Here is a 20,161-nt window from a genome sequence, read left to right as displayed (position 1 = left end):
AGTGTGGGAGCGAGCTTGCTCGCGAAGGGGCCAGACCAGACAACACAAAATCCTCAGACAGAAAAAAGCCCCGGTATCTCACGACACCGGGGCTTTCTCATTCAACCACTACTTACGCCAGTTCAAGCTCGGCATTAGCAGCCACCGCAGGCACTACCGCTTGCCCACTCAACGCCAGGTCCAGCAGTTCACGGTTGGCCACTGCATACATGGCGTAGTCCGTGCCGCTTGCCGCACGGATTTCCACCAGCATGGCGCGCCAGCGCGAGATCATGCTGTCGTGCTGTTCCATCCACAGCGCCAGACGTGCTTCCACATCCAGAGTGCCGTCGCCCTGTTGCAGGACGGAGATGGTGATCGCACGTTGTTGCCAGTCGACGTCATCACGGAACGCTTCACGGGCCAGGGCTTGCCAGTTGTTTTCAACCGGCAGTGCGCTGATCTGTTGCAGGTACCAGGTGATGTCCAGCGCACTGCCCACGGCGAAGTAAGCCTTGGCCACTTCAGCAGGGTTCTGGCCAGTTACGTCGGAGGCTTCGATGATCGGCAGCAGCGTGTACAGGTGCGAGGTGCCCGCCACCATACGCGCCAGCAGTTCCGGCACACCGGCTTCGACGTACGCCTGATAACGCGCCTGCCAGTTTTCACGGATTTCGCCGCTCAGCAGTTCGTCGAGTTTCAGGCCCAGCTCTTTCAGGTGTGGACCGAAGTGCGCGGTATCACGGGCAGCGTTCTGCTCGTTGCGACGGGCACGCAGGAACCAGCGCGTAGCGCGACGGCCCAGGCGCATCAGCTCATCCATCAGCTCCAGCTGTACGTCGGCGCTGACTTGGTAGTCCAGCGCTTCGATCTGGCGGAACCAGTGCGGGAGGTGGAAGATGTCGCGCACGATCACATAAGCGCCGGCCACGTTCGCCGGGCTCATGCCGGTCGACTCTTTGAGTCGTTGAACGAAGGTGATGCCCATGTGGTTGACCAGGTCGTTGGCGATCTGGGTGCTGACGATCTCGCGCTTCAGACGGTGACGACGCATGGCTTCGGAGAACTTGCTGACCAGGGACGGCGGGAACGCCGTTTCCATGTCGCGGGTCAGGTAGTCGTCGTCAGGCACCAAGGAGCCCAACAGCTGCTCTTTGAGGTCGATTTTGCTGTAGGAGATCAGTACCGACAGCTCAGGACGGGTCAGACCGTGGCCTTCGGCAATGCGCTCAGCCAGTTGCTCTTCGGTCGGCAGGAACTCGATGGCACGGTCCAGCTTGCCACGGCCTTCCAGATCGCCCATCAGACGCTTGTATTCGGCGATGCGCGCATAAGCACGACGCGCCGCCAGGGACAGGGCCTGAGTCTGCTTGTAGTTGTTGCCCAGCACCAGATTGCCGACTTCGTCGGTCATGCTCGCCAGCAACTGGTTGCGTTGCTTGTCGGTCATGTCACCGGCCTGAACCACTTCGTTCAGCAGGATCTTGATGTTCACTTCGTGGTCGGAGCAGTCGACGCCACCGGCGTTGTCGATGAAGTCGGTGTTGGAACCGCCGCCATTCAGACCGAATTCGACACGACCCAGTTGGGTCATGCCGAGGTTACCGCCCTCGCCCACGACTTTGCAGCGCAGTTCGTTGCCGTTCACGCGCAGTGCATCGTTGGCCTTGTCGCCGACATCGGCGTGGCTTTCAGTGCTGGCCTTGACGTAAGTACCGATACCGCCGTTCCACAGCAGATCCACCGGTGCCTTGAGCAAGGCGTTCAGCAGTTCGGTCGGGGTCAGCTTGTCGGCCTTGATGTCGAAGCGTTCCTGCATCTGCGGGGAGATCGCGATGCTCTTCGCGCTGCGCGAGAAGATACCGCCACCTTCGGACATGATGCTGGTGTCGTAGTCGGTCCAGGCCGAACGCGGCAGGTCGAACATGCGCTGACGCTCGACGAAGCTGGTCGCCGGGTTCGGGTTCGGGTCGATGAAGATGTGCATGTGGTTGAACGCCGCAACCAGTTGCAGCTTGTCGGACATCAACAGGCCGTTACCGAACACGTCACCGGCCATGTCGCCGACGCCGACAACAGTGATGCTGTCTTCCTGAACATTGATGCCGCGCTCGCGGAAGTGACGTTGTACGCCGACCCACGCGCCCTTTGCGGTAATGCCCATTTTCTTGTGGTCGTAACCGGCCGAACCACCGGACGCAAACGCGTCACCCAGCCAGAAGCCGTAGTCGATGGCGATGCCGTTGGCGATGTCGGAGAAGGTTGCAGTGCCCTTGTCCGCTGCCACTACCAGGTACGGGTCATCGTCGTCGTGGCGAACCACGTTCAATGGCGGCACCAGCGCGCCGTCTTTCAGGTTGTCGGTGATGTCCAACAGGCCGGAAATGAAGATGCGGTAGCAGGCGATGCCCTCGGCCGCGATCTCGTCACGGCTGCCGCCCAGTGGCAGGCGACGCGGCAGGAAGCCGCCCTTCGCACCCACTGGCACGATGACCGAGTTCTTCACTTGCTGAGCTTTAACCAGGCCGAGGACTTCGGTACGGAAGTCTTCTTCACGGTCGGACCAGCGCAGACCACCACGGGCGACGTTACCGAAGCGCAGGTGCACGCCTTCAACGCGTGGCGAGTAGACGAAGATTTCGAACTTCGGCACTGGCTTCGGCAGTTCAGGGATCGCGTGCGGGTTGAACTTGAAGCTGAAGTACGACTTGTTCTGGCCGTTGGCGTCAGTCTGATAGAAGTTGGTCCGCAGGGTGGCTTTGATCAGATCGAGGTAACGACGCAGGATGCGGTCTTCGTTGAGCACCTGAACGTCGTCCAGTGCGGTCAGAATCGCTTGTTCCAGACGCTGTTGCTTGTCTTCCAGATCGTCGTCGCTGAGCTTGCGCGCCAGATAGAAGCGGGTCTTGAACAACCGGGTCAGCTCGCGAGCGATGTCGGTGTGGTTGTTCAGGGTGCTGGCGATGTAACCCAGATCGAAGCCCAGACGAATCTGCTTCAGGTAACGTGCGTAAGCACGCAGCAGCGCAACGTCGCGCCAAGGCAGACCGGCAGTCAGCACCAGACGGTTGAACGCATCGTTCTCGGCTTCGCCACGCACGATGTGGACAAAGGCGTCCTGCAGGGTGTCGTTGAGTTGCTGGATGTCGAGGTCGAGGCCTTCAGCGGCGGTGAACGCGAAGTCATGAATCCAGAACTCGCGGCCATTGGTGTGACGCAGACGGTACGGGAATTCACCCAGTACGCGCAGGCCGAGGTTTTCCAGAATCGGTAGCACATCGGACAGCGCCAGCGGCGTGTCGGCGTGATACAGCTTGCAATGCAGTTCGCGTTGGCCGGAGACCTGGCCCAGCGGCTGATAGAAGCTCATCACCAGCGGATTTTTTTCGTTGAGGCTCAGCAGGTGCTGCATGTCGACCACGGCCGAATGCGCAGCGAAGCGCTCGCGGTAACCGGCCGGGAAGCCTTTCGGGAAATCGGCCAGCACGTTGGTGCCGTGGGCTTCGCCAAAGCTTTCGACGGTCAGTGCGGCGTAATCGTCCTGCCAGCTGCGGCAGGCTTGCACGACTTCTTTTTCCAGCAGCACCGGGTCGATGTCGAGACGGTTTTTCGGGTCGACACGCAGGATCAACTGCACGCGCGCCAGTACCGACTCGGAGAAGAACGTCCAGAACTCGCAGTCGGAAGCCTTCAGGCGCTCCATCAGCACTTGCTGGATCTTCTGGCGCACTTCGGTGGAATAGATGTCGCGCGGCACGTAGGCCAGGCAGTAGCAGAAACGGCCGTACGGGTCTTTGCGCAGGAACACGCGGATCTTGTTGCGTTCCTGGATCTGTACGATCGACATCACGGTGGTGAACAGTTCGTCGACCGGGGTCTGGAACAGGTCATCACGCGGCAGTACTTCAAGCACCTGCGCCAGTTCCTTGCCCAAGTGAGCCTTGGACTGGAAGCCGGAGCGACGCTCGATTTCTTCGACCTTGCGGCGGATGAACGGGATGACCCGCACGCTCTCGCCATACACCGACGAGGTGTACAGGCCCATGAAACGGTGTTCCTTGATGACTTTGCCGTCAGCGTCGATTTCTCGGATCGACACGTAGTCCGGGTACGCCGGACGGTGAACACGGCTCGGGTGCGCAGCCTTGGCGAACGACAGCAGGGTCGGTTCGCGCAGGTAGGCAACGGCGTAATCTTCGATGCGCAGGTCTTCGTAAGTCAGGCCGGTGCGCAGCAGTTTGGTCAGGCCGAGGAAGGAGTTCTGGTCGTACTCGATGTGGCCGCCATCGGCCTGATCGGTCACCACGAATTCTTCGTAGCCGAGGAAGGTGAAGTGGTTGCCCACCAGCCATTCCAGGAAGCTCTTGATCTCGTTCTTTTCGTCGGTATCGACGGCGAACGCGCTGTTGTCGAGTTTGGTGAGGATTTCCTGAACCTTGGCTTTCATCGGCTCGAAATCGGCGACCGCGACGCGGACTTCACCGAGAACCTGTTCCAGCTCTTTGCTCAGCACATTCAGTTCGGCCGCGTTGGCGCAACGGTCGATTTCCAGGTACATCAGCGATTCGTGCAGCACGCCTTCGCCGGTGCTGCCCTTCGGCAGGATTTCGAGCAACTCGCCCTTACTGCCACGACGCACGCTGAGCACGGTGGTTTGCAGGGTGTGGATGCTGTAGCCGCGACGGTTCAGTTCGGTGCGGACCGAGTCGACCAGAAATGGCAGGTCATGGTGCAGGACTTCGACCGCGGTGTGGGTCGACTGCCAGCCATGACGCTCGTAATCAGGGTTGTAGACGCGCACTTGCGGTTGCGCGTGATCGAAGCGCTCAAGCAGGCGCCACGCAGAAAGAGTACAGCCAGCGAGGTCGGAGAGGCGACGTTGAGTCAGCTCGTCCAGGGAAATGATGCCGAAGAATTGTTCAGCGAACAGCGCCACTTGTGGCAGTGCCTGTTCACTGATGTGCTGCGCCAGTGCCGCTTGCAGTTGGTGCTGGAAGTCGGCTTTGCTGGCTGCGGTGAAGAACGCCATCTGTGGTACTCCGCTTAAGCTTGTTATTGATGGAAAGCGTCGCGTGCAACACCCCTTTCGGGGCTGTGTCGCCCTGTTCCTGATTCTCGGGCAGAGGAAACAGGGGGACAGGTGGGTGAAGCTGGACGGGACACTGAGGTCACATTCACCTTCCATAGAATGAGCATCTGCAAAAGCGACTGCCGAAGGTGTCGACAATGCCTTTACGGGTGCTCATCCGTTGCGCAGCTTAAAGGGTGCGACAATGTGTCTGCTTGCGGTGCTGCGACATATTCGGTCATTGGCACGTAAACCGAGGGTTTGGCAACGGTAAACACTAGCACTCGTGGCGCAAAACGCTGGGTTCCATCCCCGTATTTACGGGACATCCGTGCCAGGCGCAGACTTTTTGCCTCTACATATCCAGAAACGAAAACGCCCAAGGCCGTTCTATCGACCTTGAGCGTGGCATCGGGTTCCAGCGCGGGCGGTTGACGTGGATCAGTCCGGCAACTTTGCTCACGCTTCGAATGTGCTGACGGTGGCGCAGTCGTAACACATCATTTGCAGGGTCATTTTGTCCAGTCGGCGTAGAAGCGGCTGGATAAAAAATCCTACAACTGTGTCAGATATTTCACTTCCAATAATCAGAAAATAACGCAGGAGTTTTCCTGCCCTGGCTCTTTGAAACGGTCAAGAACAACAAAAAACAACCAACAAAAAGCACTCACACAAACTTACAACCCGACAAGAATTGTCTCACACAATTAAAAGACCAGACCCTACAGAATATTTCTGCCAACAGCGCTATTAATATGAGACCGGACCACGGAACAGGTTCTTTATAAGGAAAAGGAATCAGCGCATGCGACAACTGGAACTTCCGACAACCGTATTTTATGGCGACGGCACATGGGAAATAATCAATCTGAACCCAGGCTCAATTCGCGGTGACATTCTAAATAATTACCCGCTTGGTAATCCTATGCATGGCTTTACACTGGCCATCGAAAGCGATTACCTCGCGCAAAAACAAAACCTTGAACACAACTTGCAAGTTGAGCTCAACGTGACAGACAGCCGACAACCACCATTGGCTGACGTAACACCGCAAACATGGCTGGAGAGAGCGACCAATACAGTCAACGAGTTACTCTTTCAGAAAAACACGGCACTCCAGCAAAAGCTGAGAGACGTGCAGACCTCTCGGCAGCATGCAAAATTGCAGGCCACCTATGATGCGATGCTTCTGAATGAACAGATCACCAGTCTTCAATCGCGGCAATCACAACTGTATGCCGAGATAGCACGGCAACAGGCCGAGGCACTTGCACAACAACAAGCCACCGAAGCAGCGCGACGCGCTGAGGAGGCTCGCAGGCATGCGGCTGAACAAGCTCGTTTGGCAGCGCAGGCAGAAGCCAAACGTCTGGAGGACGAAAAAAAGCGGATTGAGGCCGAAGCAGAAGCCAAACGCATTGATGAATACAAACGCGCGGTGGCTTTCGTCGCCGACGCGAATAAACACATCTTCGACAAATATGGCGCCAATCTGCACCAGGTGGTCATGGATCTGCAGAAGGACATCAAGGGAAAGAAGATCAGAAGCTATGCGGAAGCGATGCAGACTTTCGAGACAGTGCGGACCAATCCCAACGCGCGACTCAGTCCGCAGGATACACGCGCGGTTGTGGACGCGCTCAATGCGCTGGATAAAGCGACCTATATGGACAGTGTCAATAAGCTTGCCAAAGGGTTTGGCGTGACCGGAAAAATCGTTCAGGCCCATTCGGTGATCGAAAAGACGGTCATTGGCTTTCGGGACGGTAGCTGGAAGCCTTTGATGCTGGAGCTTGAAAGTATTGCTGCCGGCATGGGGGCAGGTGCACTTGTGGCGACTGTTGTCGCGTCTCTCCCTGTGGCTGCTGCCACCAGCGCACCTGTCATCGTAGCTGCTGGCTTGGTGATTGCAGTGGCAGCATTTTTCCTGGACTCCACTAACGTGGAAAAAATCAACGCTATTATCCTCGGACAAATAGACACCACGTTACCCAGGTAACGAAAAAAAGTTGTATCAAGGTTGGGTCGACCACACCGACTCAACCTTGGCTATCTAACTTATTACAGCCGCGGTGGGCCGGGATCCCTTTATGACTGAAAAAAAATTCAACCCAACTTCGTTCCTGTCGGCATTCGGGATTTTTTGCATTCCAATTTTCCTAATAAGTCTGTTACTTCCCGCGCAACCTCAAACCAGCCTGGATATTGCCATCAATGCATTCATAGATAACCAGCTATTTGGCATGATCGGGTTCTGGTCATCTCTTTTCCCCTTCAGCTCAAAGGCAGCCGCAAATTATGTCGCCATATTCGGGCCATTGTTAGCCATCCGCTCAACCTATCAAACCTTCACAACAGAGTTCGACCCCACACAATTTGACAAAATGACACTCAAGCGATACCTAGCCATTCTCACTGGAGGCACACTTCTTTTCATACTTTATGTATGGGGTTTTTATCTGACTTCAAAAGACCTGGCCACAGCGACGGGCAAGTACGGAAGACTCTTCGGGCTCAATGCAGTTTTCTTCTCTATTTATTATTCAGCCATGTCGTTTTTTCTATACTTCATGGTTCCTTTCATGCTGCATCGCTGCTTTTTCTATATTCCCTGCCGTTTTGTAAAAAAATGGTGGAGCAAAAAACAGAAATCCCGCAGCCAGGGCAGCAAAATATTCATTCGGCTGGCAAAATCAATTCTTTGGCGCATCCGTCGCGCCCGTCTAACCAGGAATTCCCCCATGCACATGACCACCGCCCTACTCATCGTCAACCCATGCGATGACGAAGAAGACAACATGGCCATGCTCTGCTGCCATAGCGACAAGGGCGATATGTTTTTGATGAGCCGCTATCCGGATGAGGATGAGCTGGAGATCACCCTGGATGGCGAGCCTTCGACGCTCGACGGCGTAAAAGTCACCCTGACCTCGACTCTGCTGAAGATCGAGATTGCGGCGGCGGATGCTGATGCTTTGAATGGGGATGATGTGCTGGAGATCAGCTTTAACCCGGATATGGTGGATATGGATGAGGTGGTCGAGACCTTGACGAATATCCTTGATGGGACTGGCACCTTCATTAACGAAGTTTGATGGTGTCTGGGCTGGCCCCTTCGCGGGCAGGCTCGCTCCCACATTGACGGATGTACGCCGCTCAAAATTTGGGAGCGAGCCTGCTCGCGAAGGGGTCCAAAGAACACTGCCCCTCTGCGGCACTACAAAAATCCAACAATTCCCCCAATCATTTCCCGCACTTTGCGCAAAATGCCGTTAGTCGCCACCCCCCGCGATGGATTAAAGTAACGCCCCCAGCCCCGGCGTTATCCGAACGCCGGTGGCCACCCCTTTCCAGGAACAGTCACCGATGGAACATCGTGAAGCGCTGCTGGCGCTGCGAACCTTTCTTTCAACGCAGATTCTCGGCCAGGAAAAACTCATCGAGCGTTTGCTCATCGCCCTGCTCGCCGACGGCCACATGCTGGTCGAGGGTGCGCCGGGTCTGGCCAAGACCAAAGCGATCAAAGAACTCGCCGAGGGCATCGAAGCCCAGTTCCATCGCATCCAGTTCACCCCTGACCTGCTGCCGGCCGACATCACCGGCACCGAGATCTATCGCCCGGAAACCGGCAGTTTCGTGTTCCAGCAAGGACCGATCTTCCACAACCTGGTGCTGGCGGACGAAATCAACCGCGCCCCGGCCAAGGTGCAATCGGCACTGCTCGAAGCCATGGCTGAGCGTCAGGTCAGTGTCGGCCGCAGCACCTATGAACTGTCGCCACTGTTTCTGGTGATGGCCACGCAGAACCCGATCGAGCAGGAAGGCACCTATCCGCTGCCGGAAGCGCAACTCGACCGTTTCCTGATGCACGTGAAAATCGGTTTCCCGGACGCTGCCGTCGAACGCCGCATCCTCCAGCAGGCTCGTGGCGAAGCGCTGAACGGTGAGACCAAGCCCGAGCGCCGCGTCAGCCAGCAGGCGATCTTCGCCGCGCGCAAGGAAATCCTCGGCCTGTATATGGCCGACGCTGTGGAGGAATACCTGGTGCAACTGGTCATGGCCACGCGCAACCCGGCCAAGTTCGACCCGGAAATGGCCGAGTGGATCGCCTATGGCGCCAGCCCGCGTGGCTCGATCGCCCTTGACCGCTGCGCCCGCGCCCACGCCTGGCTGGCCGGTCGAGATTTTGTCAGCCCGGAAGACATTCAAGCGGTGCTGTTCGACGTGTTGCGTCACCGCATCATTTTGTCGTTTGAAGCCGAAGCCGCCGGCATCGATCAGGATCGGGTGGTGCAGCGGATTCTCGACGTCGTAGCCGTCGCTTGACCCCCATGAACGCCCCCCTCTCTTCCGAACCGGGTATTCGCGTCAGCCTCGCCGAGCTGATCGAGATGCGCCACCGCGTGCGTGAAGTGCAGCTGTTTTCCACGCCGAGTCAGCGCAGCCCGCTGATCGGCCTGCATCATTCGAAATTCCGTGGCCGTGGCGTCGACTTCGATCAGGTGCGGGTCTATCAGGCCGGCGACGATGTGCGCACTATCGACTGGCGCGTGACCGCGCGTACGCAGGAGCCGCACACCAAGCTGTTCCATGAAGAACGCGAGCGGCCGATTTTCATCATGGTCGAGCAAAGCACGCGGCTGTTTTTCGGCTCCGGGCTGATGTTCAAATCGGTGCTGGCGGCGCAAGCGGCAGCGTTGATCGGCTGGGCCGCGCTCGGCCATAACGACCGGGTTGGCGGACTGGTGTTCGGCGACAACGAGCACTACGAAATCAAACCGCGGCGCAGCAAACAGAGCCTGCTGCAATTGCTCAACCGTCTGGTCAAGGTCAATCAGTCGCTGCACAGCGAACGTGAGCCGGATCGCGATGCGTTTGGCGTGGCGTTGCGCCGGGCCCGTGAAGTGCTGCGCCCGGGCAGTCTGGTGATCGTTATTTGCGATGAGCGCGCGTTGTCCGACAGCGCCGAGCAGCAACTGAGCCTGCTCTCGCGTCATTGCGATCTGCTGATGTTGCCGCTGTCCGATCCGCTGGATCACGCCCTGCCTGCCGCCGGACTGTTGCGATTCGCCCAACGCGGTGCGCAACTGGAACTCGACACGTTGAACTTCGAGCTGCGCCAGACCTATCGCGCCCAGGCCGAAGCACGCATCGCGCGCTGGGAATTGCTCGCGCAGAAGCTGCGGGTGCTGTTGATGCCGCTGAGCACGCAAAGTGAAATGGTCGAGCAGATGCGCGAATTCCTTAATCCGCAGCGTCCGGGGAAAGGTCGATGAACGGCCTCGAACAACTGCAACCGTTGATCTCACCGCCACCGATTGCTTTCTGGCCACCGGCGCCGGGCTGGTGGTTGCTGCTTTTGTTGCTGCCGCTGCTGGGTTTCGCCGTGTGGCGCCTGCGCCGTTTCATTCCGATGAAGAAACGCCCGATTGTGCGTGCAGAACAGCCGCTCGACCCGGTGCGCATCGCCGCCCTCGCTGAACTCGCACAAATGCCCAAACCTTACGACGGCGCCCCGGCCGGTGCCTGGCTGCAACAACTCAACGGCCTGCTCAAACGCCTGTGCCGCAACCACTATCCGTACAGCCAGAGCCACACACTCAATGGCCGCAAATGGCTGGCCTTCCTCGACAATCGTTGCCCGGCGGCCGGTCTGACCCGCTGGATGGTGCTGGTCGAAGGCGCCTACAAACCGGAATGCAAACTCGATGACAAAGCCATCGCCGGCCTGACCCAAGCGGTCGACACGTGGATTCGCAAACATGTTTGAGTTCGCCTGGCCGTGGATCTTTGTGCTGGTGCCGCTGCCGTGGCTGATGCGCCTTGTGCTGCCAGTGGCCGACAGCGGCGAGCCGGCGCTGAAAGTCAGCTTCCTCGCCGATCTGGAAGGCCTCGCCCGTCGTCGCGCCCGCGCCAATCTGCCGGCGTGGCGGCAACAGGCACCGTTCATGCTGTTGTGGCTGTTGCTGCTGACCGCTGCCGCCCGCCCGCAATGGCTCGGCGAACCGCTGCCGATCGCCGCCAGCGGGCGTGATCTGCTGGTCGCGGTGGACGTGTCCGGCTCGATGGATTTCCCCGATATGCAGTGGCAGGACGAAGAAGTCAGTCGCCTGTCGCTGGTGCAGCATCTGCTCGGTGATTTCCTCGAAAGCCGCGATGGTGATCGTGTCGGCCTGATCCTGTTCGGCAGTCAGGCGTATCTGCAAGCGCCATTGACCTTTGACCGCCGCACTGTGCGTGTCTGGCTGGATGAAGCACGGATTGGCATTGCCGGCAAGAACACCGCCATTGGCGACGCCATCGGTCTCGGCCTGAAACGCCTGCGCATGCGCCCGGCGCAAAGTCGCGTGCTGATTCTGGTCACCGACGGCGCCAACAACGGTGGCGAAATCGATCCGCTGACCGCAGCGAAACTGGCCGCCAGCGAAGGCGTAAAGATCTACCCGATCGGCATCGGCGCCAATCCTGAGGACAGCGGCTCGACCGGTTTGCTTGGGGTCAATCCGAGCCTCGACCTCGACGAGCCGGCACTCAAAGCCATCGCCGAAGTCACCGGCGGGCAATATTTCCGCGCCCACGATGGCAAAGAACTGCAAGCGATCAAGGACACCCTCGATCAACTCGAACCGGTGACTCAACAACCGACCCAGGCCCGTCCGGCGCAAGCCTTGTATCACTGGCCGTTGGCGCTGGCCCTATGGTTGAGCCTGTTGCTGGTCGCCCGTGAATTATGGCCGGACAACCCGCTGCAACGGCTGTTCACCAAGGAGCTGTATCTGCAAAGTCCGTTGCCTGACTGGCGCGAGCGCCTCAAGCGCCTGCGTCTGCGGAGGCGCCGATGATCGCGCTCTGGCCGCACTGGTTCCGTCCGTGGTGGTTGCTTTTGCTGCCGGTGCTGGGCTGGCTGATCAGGCAGCTCTGGCACCGGCAGAAACGCGCCGGGCGCTGGCAGATGATTTTGCCGCCGGCGTTTCATGCCACCCTGCTCAGCGGCGGCAATGGCCGTGACAGCAAATTGCCGTGGATCGCCCTCGGCCTGGCGTGGTTGCTGACCATTCTGGCGCTGCTCGGACCAAGCTGGGAGCGCGTCGAACAGACCAGTCAGAAACCCGCCGATCCGCTGGTGGTGGTGCTGGAACTGACCCCGGAAATGCTCGCCACCGACTCGCCACCCACGCGCTTGGAGCAGGCGCGGCGCAAGCTGTTCGATCTGTTGCAGGCGCGCAGCGATGCGCAGACCGCCATCGTCGTTTACGCCGGCAGCGCGCACACTCTCGTACCGCTGTCGGATGACCTGGCGACCAGCCGCAATTTGCTCGATGCGCTCAAGCCTTCGCTGATGCCGGAAAGCGGCCATCGCGCCGATCTGGCAGTGAGTAAAGCGCTGGCCCTGCTGAAACAGGGCGCGCTCGGTCAGGGGCGGATTCTGCTGATCGGCTCATCGCTGGATGACCAGGAACGCCAAGGCATTCGCCGCGCACTCAGCGGACAGTCGGCACAACTGTTGATGCTCGGCGTCGGCACCGCCGAGGGTGCACCGATTGCTCAAGAGGACGGCAGTTTCCTCAAGGACGACCAGGGCGCGATCCGCGTGCCGCAACTCGACAGTCCGGGCCTCGCAACGTTCCTCAATAGCGTCGGCGGCGAATACCACCCTGCCCGCCTCGACGAAGCGGATCTGGGCGCACTCGGCCTGCTCAGCGGTCCACGCAGCCTGCGCGACGACGGCCAGACCGTGCGCCTGGATACCTGGGCCGATCAGGGTTACTGGTTGCTGTTGCCGCTGTTGCTGCTCGCCGCTTGCGCCGGACGACGTGGCTGGTTGTTCTGCCTGCCGTTGCTGTTTTGCTTGCCGCAGCCGAGCTACGCTTTCGACTTCGAAGACCTGTGGCTGCGCCCCGATCAACAAGGCTTGCATCTGCTAAAACAGAAGCGTCCGGCCGAAGCAGCGGCGCATTTTGACGATCATCAATGGCAAGGGGTGGCGTTGTACGAGGCCGGCGACTACAGTGGCGCCGCTCAGCGTTTCGCCGAAGGCAGCGATGCCCGCGCCCACTACAATCGTGGCAACGCGCTGGCAAAAAGTGGTGAGCTGGAAGCGGCAATCGACGCCTATGAACAGGCCCTGGAACTGCAACCGGATCTGCGTCCAGCGCAGACCAACAAGGCGCTGGTGGAAAATCTGCTCAAGCAGAAAACCCCACCGCCGCCCGCCGAAGCGCAAAGCAAACCGAACGAACAAAGTCTGCCCGGCGATGAATCACCGCCCGCGACTGCACCGCCACCGGCGGTAAAAAGTGAAACCCAGAGCGAGGCGCAACCCGCCGAGACGGCCAGCGAACCGCCACCGACCACCCCGCCGCAGCCTGGCCCCAACGAGGTGCCGGGCAGCGACGAAGAAGAACAAACGGACACCGTGCCAACGCTGCGCCCGAGCGAGGACAACCTCGAAGGCGAGCAACGTCAGGCGCTGGAACAATGGCTGGGCAAGATCCCGGACGACCCGGGCGAACTGCTGCGCCGCAAATTCTGGTACGAACAGCAACAACATCAGGATCAGGAAAACACTCGATGACCCGCTTCACCGCTCTCTTGCTGCCCCTGCTGCTCTGCACGGCCACCGCCCAGGCGGCCGAGTTGACGGCCAGCGTGGATCGCAGTCGCCTGAACTCCGGCGAGACGGTCGAACTCACCCTCGAAACCAGCGACGTCACCCAGTTCGGCAAACCCGATCTGACCGCACTGGAAGCGTTGTTCGAAGTGCGCGGCACGCGGCAGGTCAACCAGCTCAACACCCTCAATGGCGACAACCGCGCGACCACGCGCTGGATCATCACCCTGCTGCCGAAAGAGAACGGCAGCGTGGTGATCCCGCCGCTGCAACTGGGCGATGCGCAGAGCCAGCCGATCACCGTGCAAGTGGTCGAAAGCGATACCCGCGAGAACAAGAACAGCCTTGATCCGGTGTTCATCGAGGCCAGCCTCGATCAGTCCAGCGTCTATGTACAGGCACAGGCGATCCTGACTTTACGCATCTACCACTCGGTGTCGCTGTACGACGACAGCAGCCTGACGCCGCTGCAAATTGCCGATGCGCGCATCGAGCAACTGGGCGACACGCGCACCTACGAAAAAGACCTCAACGGTGTGCGCCACGGCGTGATCGAGATGCGCTATGCGATCTACCCGCAGCACAGCGGTTTGCTGACCATTGCCCCGCAAACGTTCAGCGCGACGCTGGTCGATACACAGCCGACTCAGGACGCCAATGCGCAGGGGCCGAAGCCGGGCAAACTGATGCGCGTCAGTTCTTCTGAAATCCCGCTGACCGTCAAACCCAAACCCTTGACCTACCCGGTCGACGCGCCTTGGTTGCCCGCGCGCAGCCTGAGTCTGAGTGAAAGCTGGAACCCGGAACCGGAACACACTCAGGTCGGCGATTCCCTGACCCGCAGCCTGACGTTGAAAGTCGAAGGTCTGGCTGCCTCGCAACTGCCAGCGCTGCCCGCCACCGACGTCAACGGCCTGCGCCGCTACCCCGATCAACCGGTGCTGAGCAACCAGAGCACTGACCGAGGCATTGTCGGCAGCCGTGAAGAACGCGAAGCGCTGGTGCCAAGTCGCAGCGGCGCCATCGATTTACCGACGGTGGACGTGGTCTGGTGGAACACCTTCGAAGACCATCTGGAACACAGCAGCCTGCCCGCGCGCACCCTGCAAGTGGCCAACAACCCGAGCCTGCAAGTCGACACCCCGGCCGGCAATCTGCAAGTGAGCGCCGTCGATAACGATGTGTTGTGGTGGTGGAAACTCAGCACCCTGATTCTGGCCTGCACCACCCTCCTCGGCTTCGGCCTGTGGTGGCGCGCACGCTGGCAACCGGCGGTGCATCGCGCCGCACAAACCGGCCCGAGCCCGCGCACACTGATGGATGACATCAAGCGAGCGAGCCAGGCCAATGACCCGCAAGCGACGCGGCAGGCATTGGATGCGTGGGCGCGGCAGCAGCCGGAAACGCTGGCGGACATGGCGGCGCGGTTTGTGCCGTTGTCGGATGCCCTCGACGGACTCAACGGCGCGCTCTACAGCGAAACCGGTCAGCATTGGCAGGGTGAGGATTTGTGGCGGGCGATCCGCACCATTCCGGCGGCGGAACGGGTGCAGGATCCGGTGGGCGAAAGCGGATTGCCGCCCTTGTACCCTAAGTAATCTCTGTAGGATTCTGGATTTTAGGGCGTACGCCTTTTCCTGACTGATCGCATCCTACGCAAAACTTAGAAACGTCTGACTGCTGTAGATTCTGGATACATTCACAGTTCCCTGTCTCGAAAAGAGACAGGAAAACATGAATGTCCAGAACCCATCCCGCCAACCTCGCAGCTGCCGCCGCGTCCAAAACCCCCATCGGTTCTCCTGGCGCTTGCCCGCTGCGGCAAACCCATGTGCAACTGTTGCCGTTGGCCTATGGCCTGGTGGAAAGAGCTTACGACCCGGTTGCCGAGTTGCAGTTGCCGTATGTCCTGACCGCGCGGCCAATGGGCATTCGCCGGTTGCGCGATGGCTGGCTGTACATCATCGACAGCCTCGGTGGCGAGTTGTACGAATATCGCGTACTCGACGGCATCGTCACCGCGCTGCTGCACCAAGGTAAAACCGTCACGGAAGATCAGCGTGCAGCGATCGAAGAGCGTCCAGCGTTGATCTTTTCGCGCAAGAGCACGCTGTACGTGACGTTTGCCGAGGTGCAACTGAGCGCTGCCAAGTGCCAGCAGGTGCTGGACAGCATGGCAGAGCGCGAGCACTTCATGCAGGCGGTCGATCTGGGGCCGGTCAATTGCCTGGTTGGCGGCGAGCACTTGTTGACCGTCGAGCAGACCCGACAATGGCTGGCGGAGGTGGCGGTGGAGGCTGAACCGGTTGCCGAGACCGATGCGGTGCGGATGCCGGCGGTGCAGGTCAGCGATGCGCCGGAGCACGAACGCGAACCGTATCTGTGGGAACAGCCGCGACGCTTTCGCGAGGCGCACATCGGCGAGTTTCTCGGTCGGGTGCGCGGGCCTTATCAGGACGACACGCTGTTTCTGCTGGTCAATGATGACTTGGGGGTGATGCGTGATCTGGCCGAGTATCAGGATGTCGTGGTCGGCTGGGTCGAAGAGTGGAGCAACAGCGGCAACAATGAACGTGATTATCTGCTGGCCAGTTACATCGAGTCCCTGAGCCAGCTCGGCAGCGAAGATTTCGATAATTTGGCCAAGGCCAGTGACGATCCGCAGGCAAAGGCGTTTTATGCCGAGCTGGAGCAACTGCCCGAGCCGGATCGGGAAAATACCCGCAAGGCGTTGCTTGAGTATTTGAACAAGGGCGGCACGGTTGAACCTGCTTCTGCGGAAGTATCGCCAGAGCTTTCGCAACTTCGCGAAAAAGCCCTTGATGATGCGTTGGCGTTAAATCGATTCGATGGTTTAGCGCCGGACGCCAAGGCTTATGGTCGCGCTACCGCCGAGGCGGATCGACGTTTTTATACGCGCGAGTATTTTGCCGAAGTCGCCCCGCGAGACTTTGTCGAACGGCACCTTTCGACACTGGTCGACCTCGGCAAGGATCAGGATCGGCGCATGCGCGACGTGCTCGACGGGCCGATCCTCAGCGGCAAACGCGGCATCAACGACCTGATCGACCGCCCGGCGATGGACGAAGTCCTCAACCGTCACCGCGACAACCTCGGCCGCTGGAACCGCCTGCTCGAACGCATCACCGCCGACCGCACGCAACTGCTGGTCGCCGGGCGCTTCCATCGTTCGGCCTGGTATTACGACGCGCAAGTGGCGGTGCAAATCGGCCAAGCCCTCAGCACCGAATACGCCTGCCTCAAGGACCTGTGCCGCAGCGACGCGGCCAGCGAACAGATGCTCGGTTTTCTCGAACAGCACCCGGAAATGACCCGCACGTTGTTCTACACCTTGCCGCTGCGCCTGCAAACCCTGCAAGCCGGGCAATATTCAACGCTGTTCAACGCCGGCATGGCGATGTTCAACAACCTGCCAGAATGGCTGGCCAAACTGCGCAAAGTCGAGCATCCGCAGTTGCCGGCCCTCGACGAACTGCCCGAACACACTCGCGTCGTCGCGGCAGCCGTGCAGGACACCTACAGCCCGGCACTGAACCTGGGCTTGAACCGCGTACTGGAAGGCTTCGACCTGTCGGGCGAGAAAATCCCCGAGCTGGAAGAACTGTTTCAGCGCCTGCCCAAAGCTTTGCGCCTGCGCCTCTTCGACGCGGCCAGAACCAGCGGCGTGACCTTCACCGTCGCCAGCCCGGCGGAACAGACCGCGTTGCAAGGCGCGATCAAGGAATTGCTCAGAGAACGCGAATACCTGAAAACCCTCAATCGCGAACGCAACCAGCTCACCCACAACAAAAATCGCCAGGGCCACAAAACGGCGCGGGCGGTGGAATTACAGGAAGAAATCGTGCGGGTGCGGGCGCAATTGGCGCTGTTCGAAGGACGTTTGGCAGCGGCGTTGAGCCCGATCGAAGAACTGCCGGATCGCTCGGCGCGCTTGTATGGCGCAACGCCTGCAAGAGCGGGGGTGACGGTGGTGTTTCCGCCGGCGCAGCAGGGGGAGTTGAGGAGTTTGTTGGGGAATATTCGGTTGGGCGTGACTGGGGTGTCGACGGGGAGTTTGGTGAGGACGGAAGGGATGGGGTTGGTGGTGGTTTTGGTGCAGGTGGTGAATTTGGTGGGGGTTTTTAAGGAAACGCTCAGGCAGTCAAAGAACAAACGAACTATCGGCCCGATTTTGTCTGCGGTAGCTACGACTGGAGGTGCTGGATTCACTGCAGCGCAGAGTCTCGCTGATACGGCTTTGAAAGCTCGTAGTACTGCGCTTATTGCTGCGCTTCAACCCCATGCTATGCAGCATGTAAATGTGCAGTTGGGTAAGTTGCATGTTGGGTTAGGCATGTTCACTTATGGTCTTGGTTTGTTGTCCTCAGCAATCAGTCTCAAAAAACAAATTGAAAGTTGGCAGCAGGCAATTCGCACTGGCAACTATTCGGAGCAAGGTGCAGCCGCGTTGGCGACACTAGGTGCTGGTGGAATGACGGCCGCTAATGCTTACGGTTTAAGCAACACCTTACACGCGGGTTATACCGTATTTTCCGCACCAAATAGGGCAGCAAGAACAGCTGCATGGGCCGCCGCCGGCACACGTCTTTCCACCGTGTTTTTTCGCTTCAATCTGGCCGGTGCCTTGTTCACAGTGCTGGAACTCAGTGGCACCTGGCTTTTCAACCGCTACAACCTTAGCGTCCACGACAAGTGGCTGAAAATCACGCCTTGGAGCCGGGACACAGGGATGCGCGGGGATCATTCACTGGAGGACTATCAAAGTTATCTGGCTTTTCTGATACATGCGCCTTATGCGCAACTTGGCCTAAATCCGCACGATTCTTGGTTGAAAAACCTGCTGTTCAAAGCCAAAGCCAGCGATATCCATCTGGTGCTGCCAAGACTGACGTTAAGTGATCTCCAGCCTCCCTTTGGAGGCAAATCGAAGTATCGATTAGGCATCGGCGCGCACCGTATTTCCATTCCCTTGCATAGTCGAGGAGCACCGCGAGAGCGAAAGGATGTGATCAGCGATGAGATTTTAAGCAGCCTGCGCCTCGTCAAGTCATCGCCCGAGGGGTTGGTGCTCTGTCTTCAGTACCCGGTGGATCCAGATTCTGAGTTCATCCCTGCGAAAGAAACGCTGGAACTGGCAGTTTGTATTCAAAAACTGAACGACAAAGGCGAGTGGGCCGCGCGGACACGCGTCATACATCTAGATCCAAGGGATGAAGGGCATTTCGATGTAGTCACACCTCAAATCGTCAAGGAAAACCCGCCCATGTTACTGGTTGAAGCCCAGTTTTTGGAGCAGTCCGACCATGCCGAATAAATCCTGTCCGCCCGCATCCGCACTGCATTTTAAGCAATCTAAAAAAGCTGGAGATATCGAACCGTTTCCGAGCGGAAAAATTACCTATCTCGCGCCCTTACCGTTTCCAACATCTCTGCCGCCCTACAGCCCATATATTGGTGAATTGAATGACGTTTTTATGGACTTCGGGGCGGGGGGACCCCAAGTTTTTATGTGGCAGATGACTTTAGGTGGTCCATTAACAATGACCTTTATGTGGTCCGTCTTGCTGCCTATATTTAGTTTTTGTTTTGGTCTCGTGTTGGGGTACGACTGGCTGTATTCCTGGGAGTTTGCGGAGCAATTATTTTTTCCGTCATCAAAACTAGGATTGCTGACCGCATTTGCCATGCTGTCCATAGGACTCGCTGTCTGGCACCACAACCACAAAAAACGCGCCACCCTCATCCCAACCCGCTTCAACCGCCAACGCCGCGAAGTCTGCTTTATGCCCGCAGGCGAAACCGAGCCCGTCTTCGTCCCCTGGGAATCCCTCTCCGCCTGGATCATCGAAGCCCAAGGCGCGACCCAATACGGCATCCACCGCCAATACGGCATGGGCATCGGTTTCTACCAAGGCGAAACCCTCACCAGCCTAGAATTCCAATGCGCCGGCCTGCCACTCGCGATCAGCCACTGGGAGGCGATTCGCGGCTACATGGAATACGAGGTCAACGACCTCAAATCCATTCAGGACCTGCAAGACCTCCAAGGCCCGGACGACCCAGCCCACGAAGGCCTGCACACCTTTCGCAACGCCCGCGCGCGCATGCACCAGCAAATCCGCGAAGGCACACGAACAAGGCTGTCGGGCTTTTTCTGGTACCTCTACCACGTCATGACCTTGTGGACGATTCCCAACCACCTCGTCGAATGGGAAGTGCGCCGCCTCGAAAGAATCGGCAAACAGGCGCTGCCCGACGTCATGCGCGAATGGTCGGAACCGCTGCCGCAAGACCAATGGGCTAAACCTAGCGAAGAACTACTGCGGTTAAGTGAACAAGTGCGGCAAATGCAAAAGCGCCAGCCGTACCGCCCGATCACGGAAATTTTTGCCGAAGTGGGCGCAGTTGGGCACGCGGCACAGCAAGGGGGGTGATTTGCCAGTAAACTCCCTTTCTTTTCGCCGCCCTTTCTACCCTGCGGC

General features: G+C 59.0%; 11 protein-coding genes. 10 read left to right on the top strand and 1 reads right to left on the bottom strand.

Annotation, left to right across the window (positions count from 1 at the left end; all coding sequences use genetic code 11):
• Positions 1–112: 112 nt before the first annotated feature.
• Positions 113–5,008 (bottom strand): NAD-glutamate dehydrogenase, encoded by a 4,896-nt coding sequence (locus tag ACZZ0G_RS24290; RefSeq protein WP_463557824.1) that lies wholly within the window; start codon positions 5,006–5,008, stop codon positions 113–115.
• Positions 5,009–5,852: 844 nt separating this feature from the next.
• Here ACZZ0G_RS24290 and ACZZ0G_RS24285 point away from each other — a divergent pair.
• The 10 genes from ACZZ0G_RS24285 (at position 5,853) to ACZZ0G_RS24240 (ending at position 20,113) form a co-directional block, all read left to right on the top strand.
• Positions 5,853–7,046, top strand: a complete 1,194-nt coding sequence (locus tag ACZZ0G_RS24285; protein ID WP_463557823.1) for a colicin-like pore-forming protein — start codon at positions 5,853–5,855, stop codon at positions 7,044–7,046.
• A 742-nt stretch (positions 7,047–7,788) separates the two neighbouring features.
• A complete protein-coding gene (locus tag ACZZ0G_RS24280) occupies positions 7,789–8,142 on the top strand; it encodes a hypothetical protein (protein ID WP_463558887.1) in 354 nt (117 codons plus the stop codon).
• A 271-nt stretch (positions 8,143–8,413) separates the two neighbouring features.
• A complete protein-coding gene (locus tag ACZZ0G_RS24275; protein ID WP_007913915.1) occupies positions 8,414–9,373 on the top strand; it encodes an AAA family ATPase in 960 nt (319 codons plus the stop codon).
• Positions 9,374–9,378: 5 nt separating this feature from the next.
• Positions 9,379–10,323 (top strand): DUF58 domain-containing protein, encoded by a 945-nt coding sequence (locus tag ACZZ0G_RS24270; RefSeq protein WP_463557822.1) that lies wholly within the window; start codon positions 9,379–9,381, stop codon positions 10,321–10,323.
• Positions 10,320–10,817 carry a DUF4381 domain-containing protein gene (locus ACZZ0G_RS24265; RefSeq protein ID WP_095050116.1) on the top strand — a complete coding sequence of 166 codons (498 nt, stop codon included), beginning with the start codon at positions 10,320–10,322 and terminating at the stop codon, positions 10,815–10,817. The genes ACZZ0G_RS24270 and ACZZ0G_RS24265 overlap by 4 nt, the downstream gene beginning before the upstream one ends.
• A complete protein-coding gene (locus ACZZ0G_RS24260) occupies positions 10,810–11,889 on the top strand; it encodes a vWA domain-containing protein (protein ID WP_463557821.1) in 1,080 nt (359 codons plus the stop codon). Before ACZZ0G_RS24265 ends, ACZZ0G_RS24260 begins: the two co-directional genes overlap by 8 nt.
• Positions 11,886–13,622: a vWA domain-containing protein gene (locus tag ACZZ0G_RS24255; protein WP_463557820.1), complete on the top strand. Its 1,737-nt coding sequence runs from the start codon at positions 11,886–11,888 to the stop codon at positions 13,620–13,622. The genes ACZZ0G_RS24260 and ACZZ0G_RS24255 overlap by 4 nt, the downstream gene beginning before the upstream one ends.
• On the top strand, positions 13,619–15,256 hold the full coding sequence (locus ACZZ0G_RS24250) for a BatD family protein (protein ID WP_463557819.1): 1,638 nt from the start codon (positions 13,619–13,621) through the stop codon (positions 15,254–15,256). Before ACZZ0G_RS24255 ends, ACZZ0G_RS24250 begins: the two co-directional genes overlap by 4 nt.
• Before the next feature lie 140 nt (positions 15,257–15,396).
• Entirely contained in the window at positions 15,397–18,993 is a 3,597-nt protein-coding gene (locus ACZZ0G_RS24245) for a toxin VasX (RefSeq protein WP_463557818.1), read from the top strand.
• Positions 18,983–20,113, top strand: coding sequence for a hypothetical protein (locus ACZZ0G_RS24240; RefSeq protein ID WP_463557817.1), 1,131 nt, complete (start codon positions 18,983–18,985; stop codon positions 20,111–20,113). The genes ACZZ0G_RS24245 and ACZZ0G_RS24240 overlap by 11 nt, the downstream gene beginning before the upstream one ends.
• Positions 20,114–20,161 lie beyond the last annotated feature (48 nt).

This window comes from Pseudomonas sp. AC169 (genome assembly GCF_979258515.1).
The sequence above is the reverse complement of the archived record's forward strand: the minus strand, read 5'-3'. Positions and strand labels throughout refer to the sequence as shown.

What these genes read in the sequence shown, in the direction of transcription:
- ACZZ0G_RS24290 (WP_463557824.1), bottom strand. Translation starts at nt 5,008, where the DNA reads ATGGCGTTCTTCACCGCAGCCAGCAAAGCCGACTTCCAGCACCAACTG.
- ACZZ0G_RS24285 (WP_463557823.1), top strand. Translation starts at nt 5,853, where the DNA reads ATGCGACAACTGGAACTTCCGACAACCGTATTTTATGGCGACGGCACA.
- ACZZ0G_RS24280 (WP_463558887.1), top strand. Translation starts at nt 7,789, where the DNA reads ATGCACATGACCACCGCCCTACTCATCGTCAACCCATGCGATGACGAA.
- ACZZ0G_RS24275 (WP_007913915.1), top strand. Translation starts at nt 8,414, where the DNA reads ATGGAACATCGTGAAGCGCTGCTGGCGCTGCGAACCTTTCTTTCAACG.
- ACZZ0G_RS24270 (WP_463557822.1), top strand. Translation starts at nt 9,379, where the DNA reads ATGAACGCCCCCCTCTCTTCCGAACCGGGTATTCGCGTCAGCCTCGCC.
- ACZZ0G_RS24265 (WP_095050116.1), top strand. Translation starts at nt 10,320, where the DNA reads ATGAACGGCCTCGAACAACTGCAACCGTTGATCTCACCGCCACCGATT.
- ACZZ0G_RS24260 (WP_463557821.1), top strand. Translation starts at nt 10,810, where the DNA reads ATGTTTGAGTTCGCCTGGCCGTGGATCTTTGTGCTGGTGCCGCTGCCG.
- ACZZ0G_RS24255 (WP_463557820.1), top strand. Translation starts at nt 11,886, where the DNA reads ATGATCGCGCTCTGGCCGCACTGGTTCCGTCCGTGGTGGTTGCTTTTG.
- ACZZ0G_RS24250 (WP_463557819.1), top strand. Translation starts at nt 13,619, where the DNA reads ATGACCCGCTTCACCGCTCTCTTGCTGCCCCTGCTGCTCTGCACGGCC.
- ACZZ0G_RS24245 (WP_463557818.1), top strand. Translation starts at nt 15,397, where the DNA reads ATGTCCAGAACCCATCCCGCCAACCTCGCAGCTGCCGCCGCGTCCAAA.
- ACZZ0G_RS24240 (WP_463557817.1), top strand. Translation starts at nt 18,983, where the DNA reads ATGCCGAATAAATCCTGTCCGCCCGCATCCGCACTGCATTTTAAGCAA.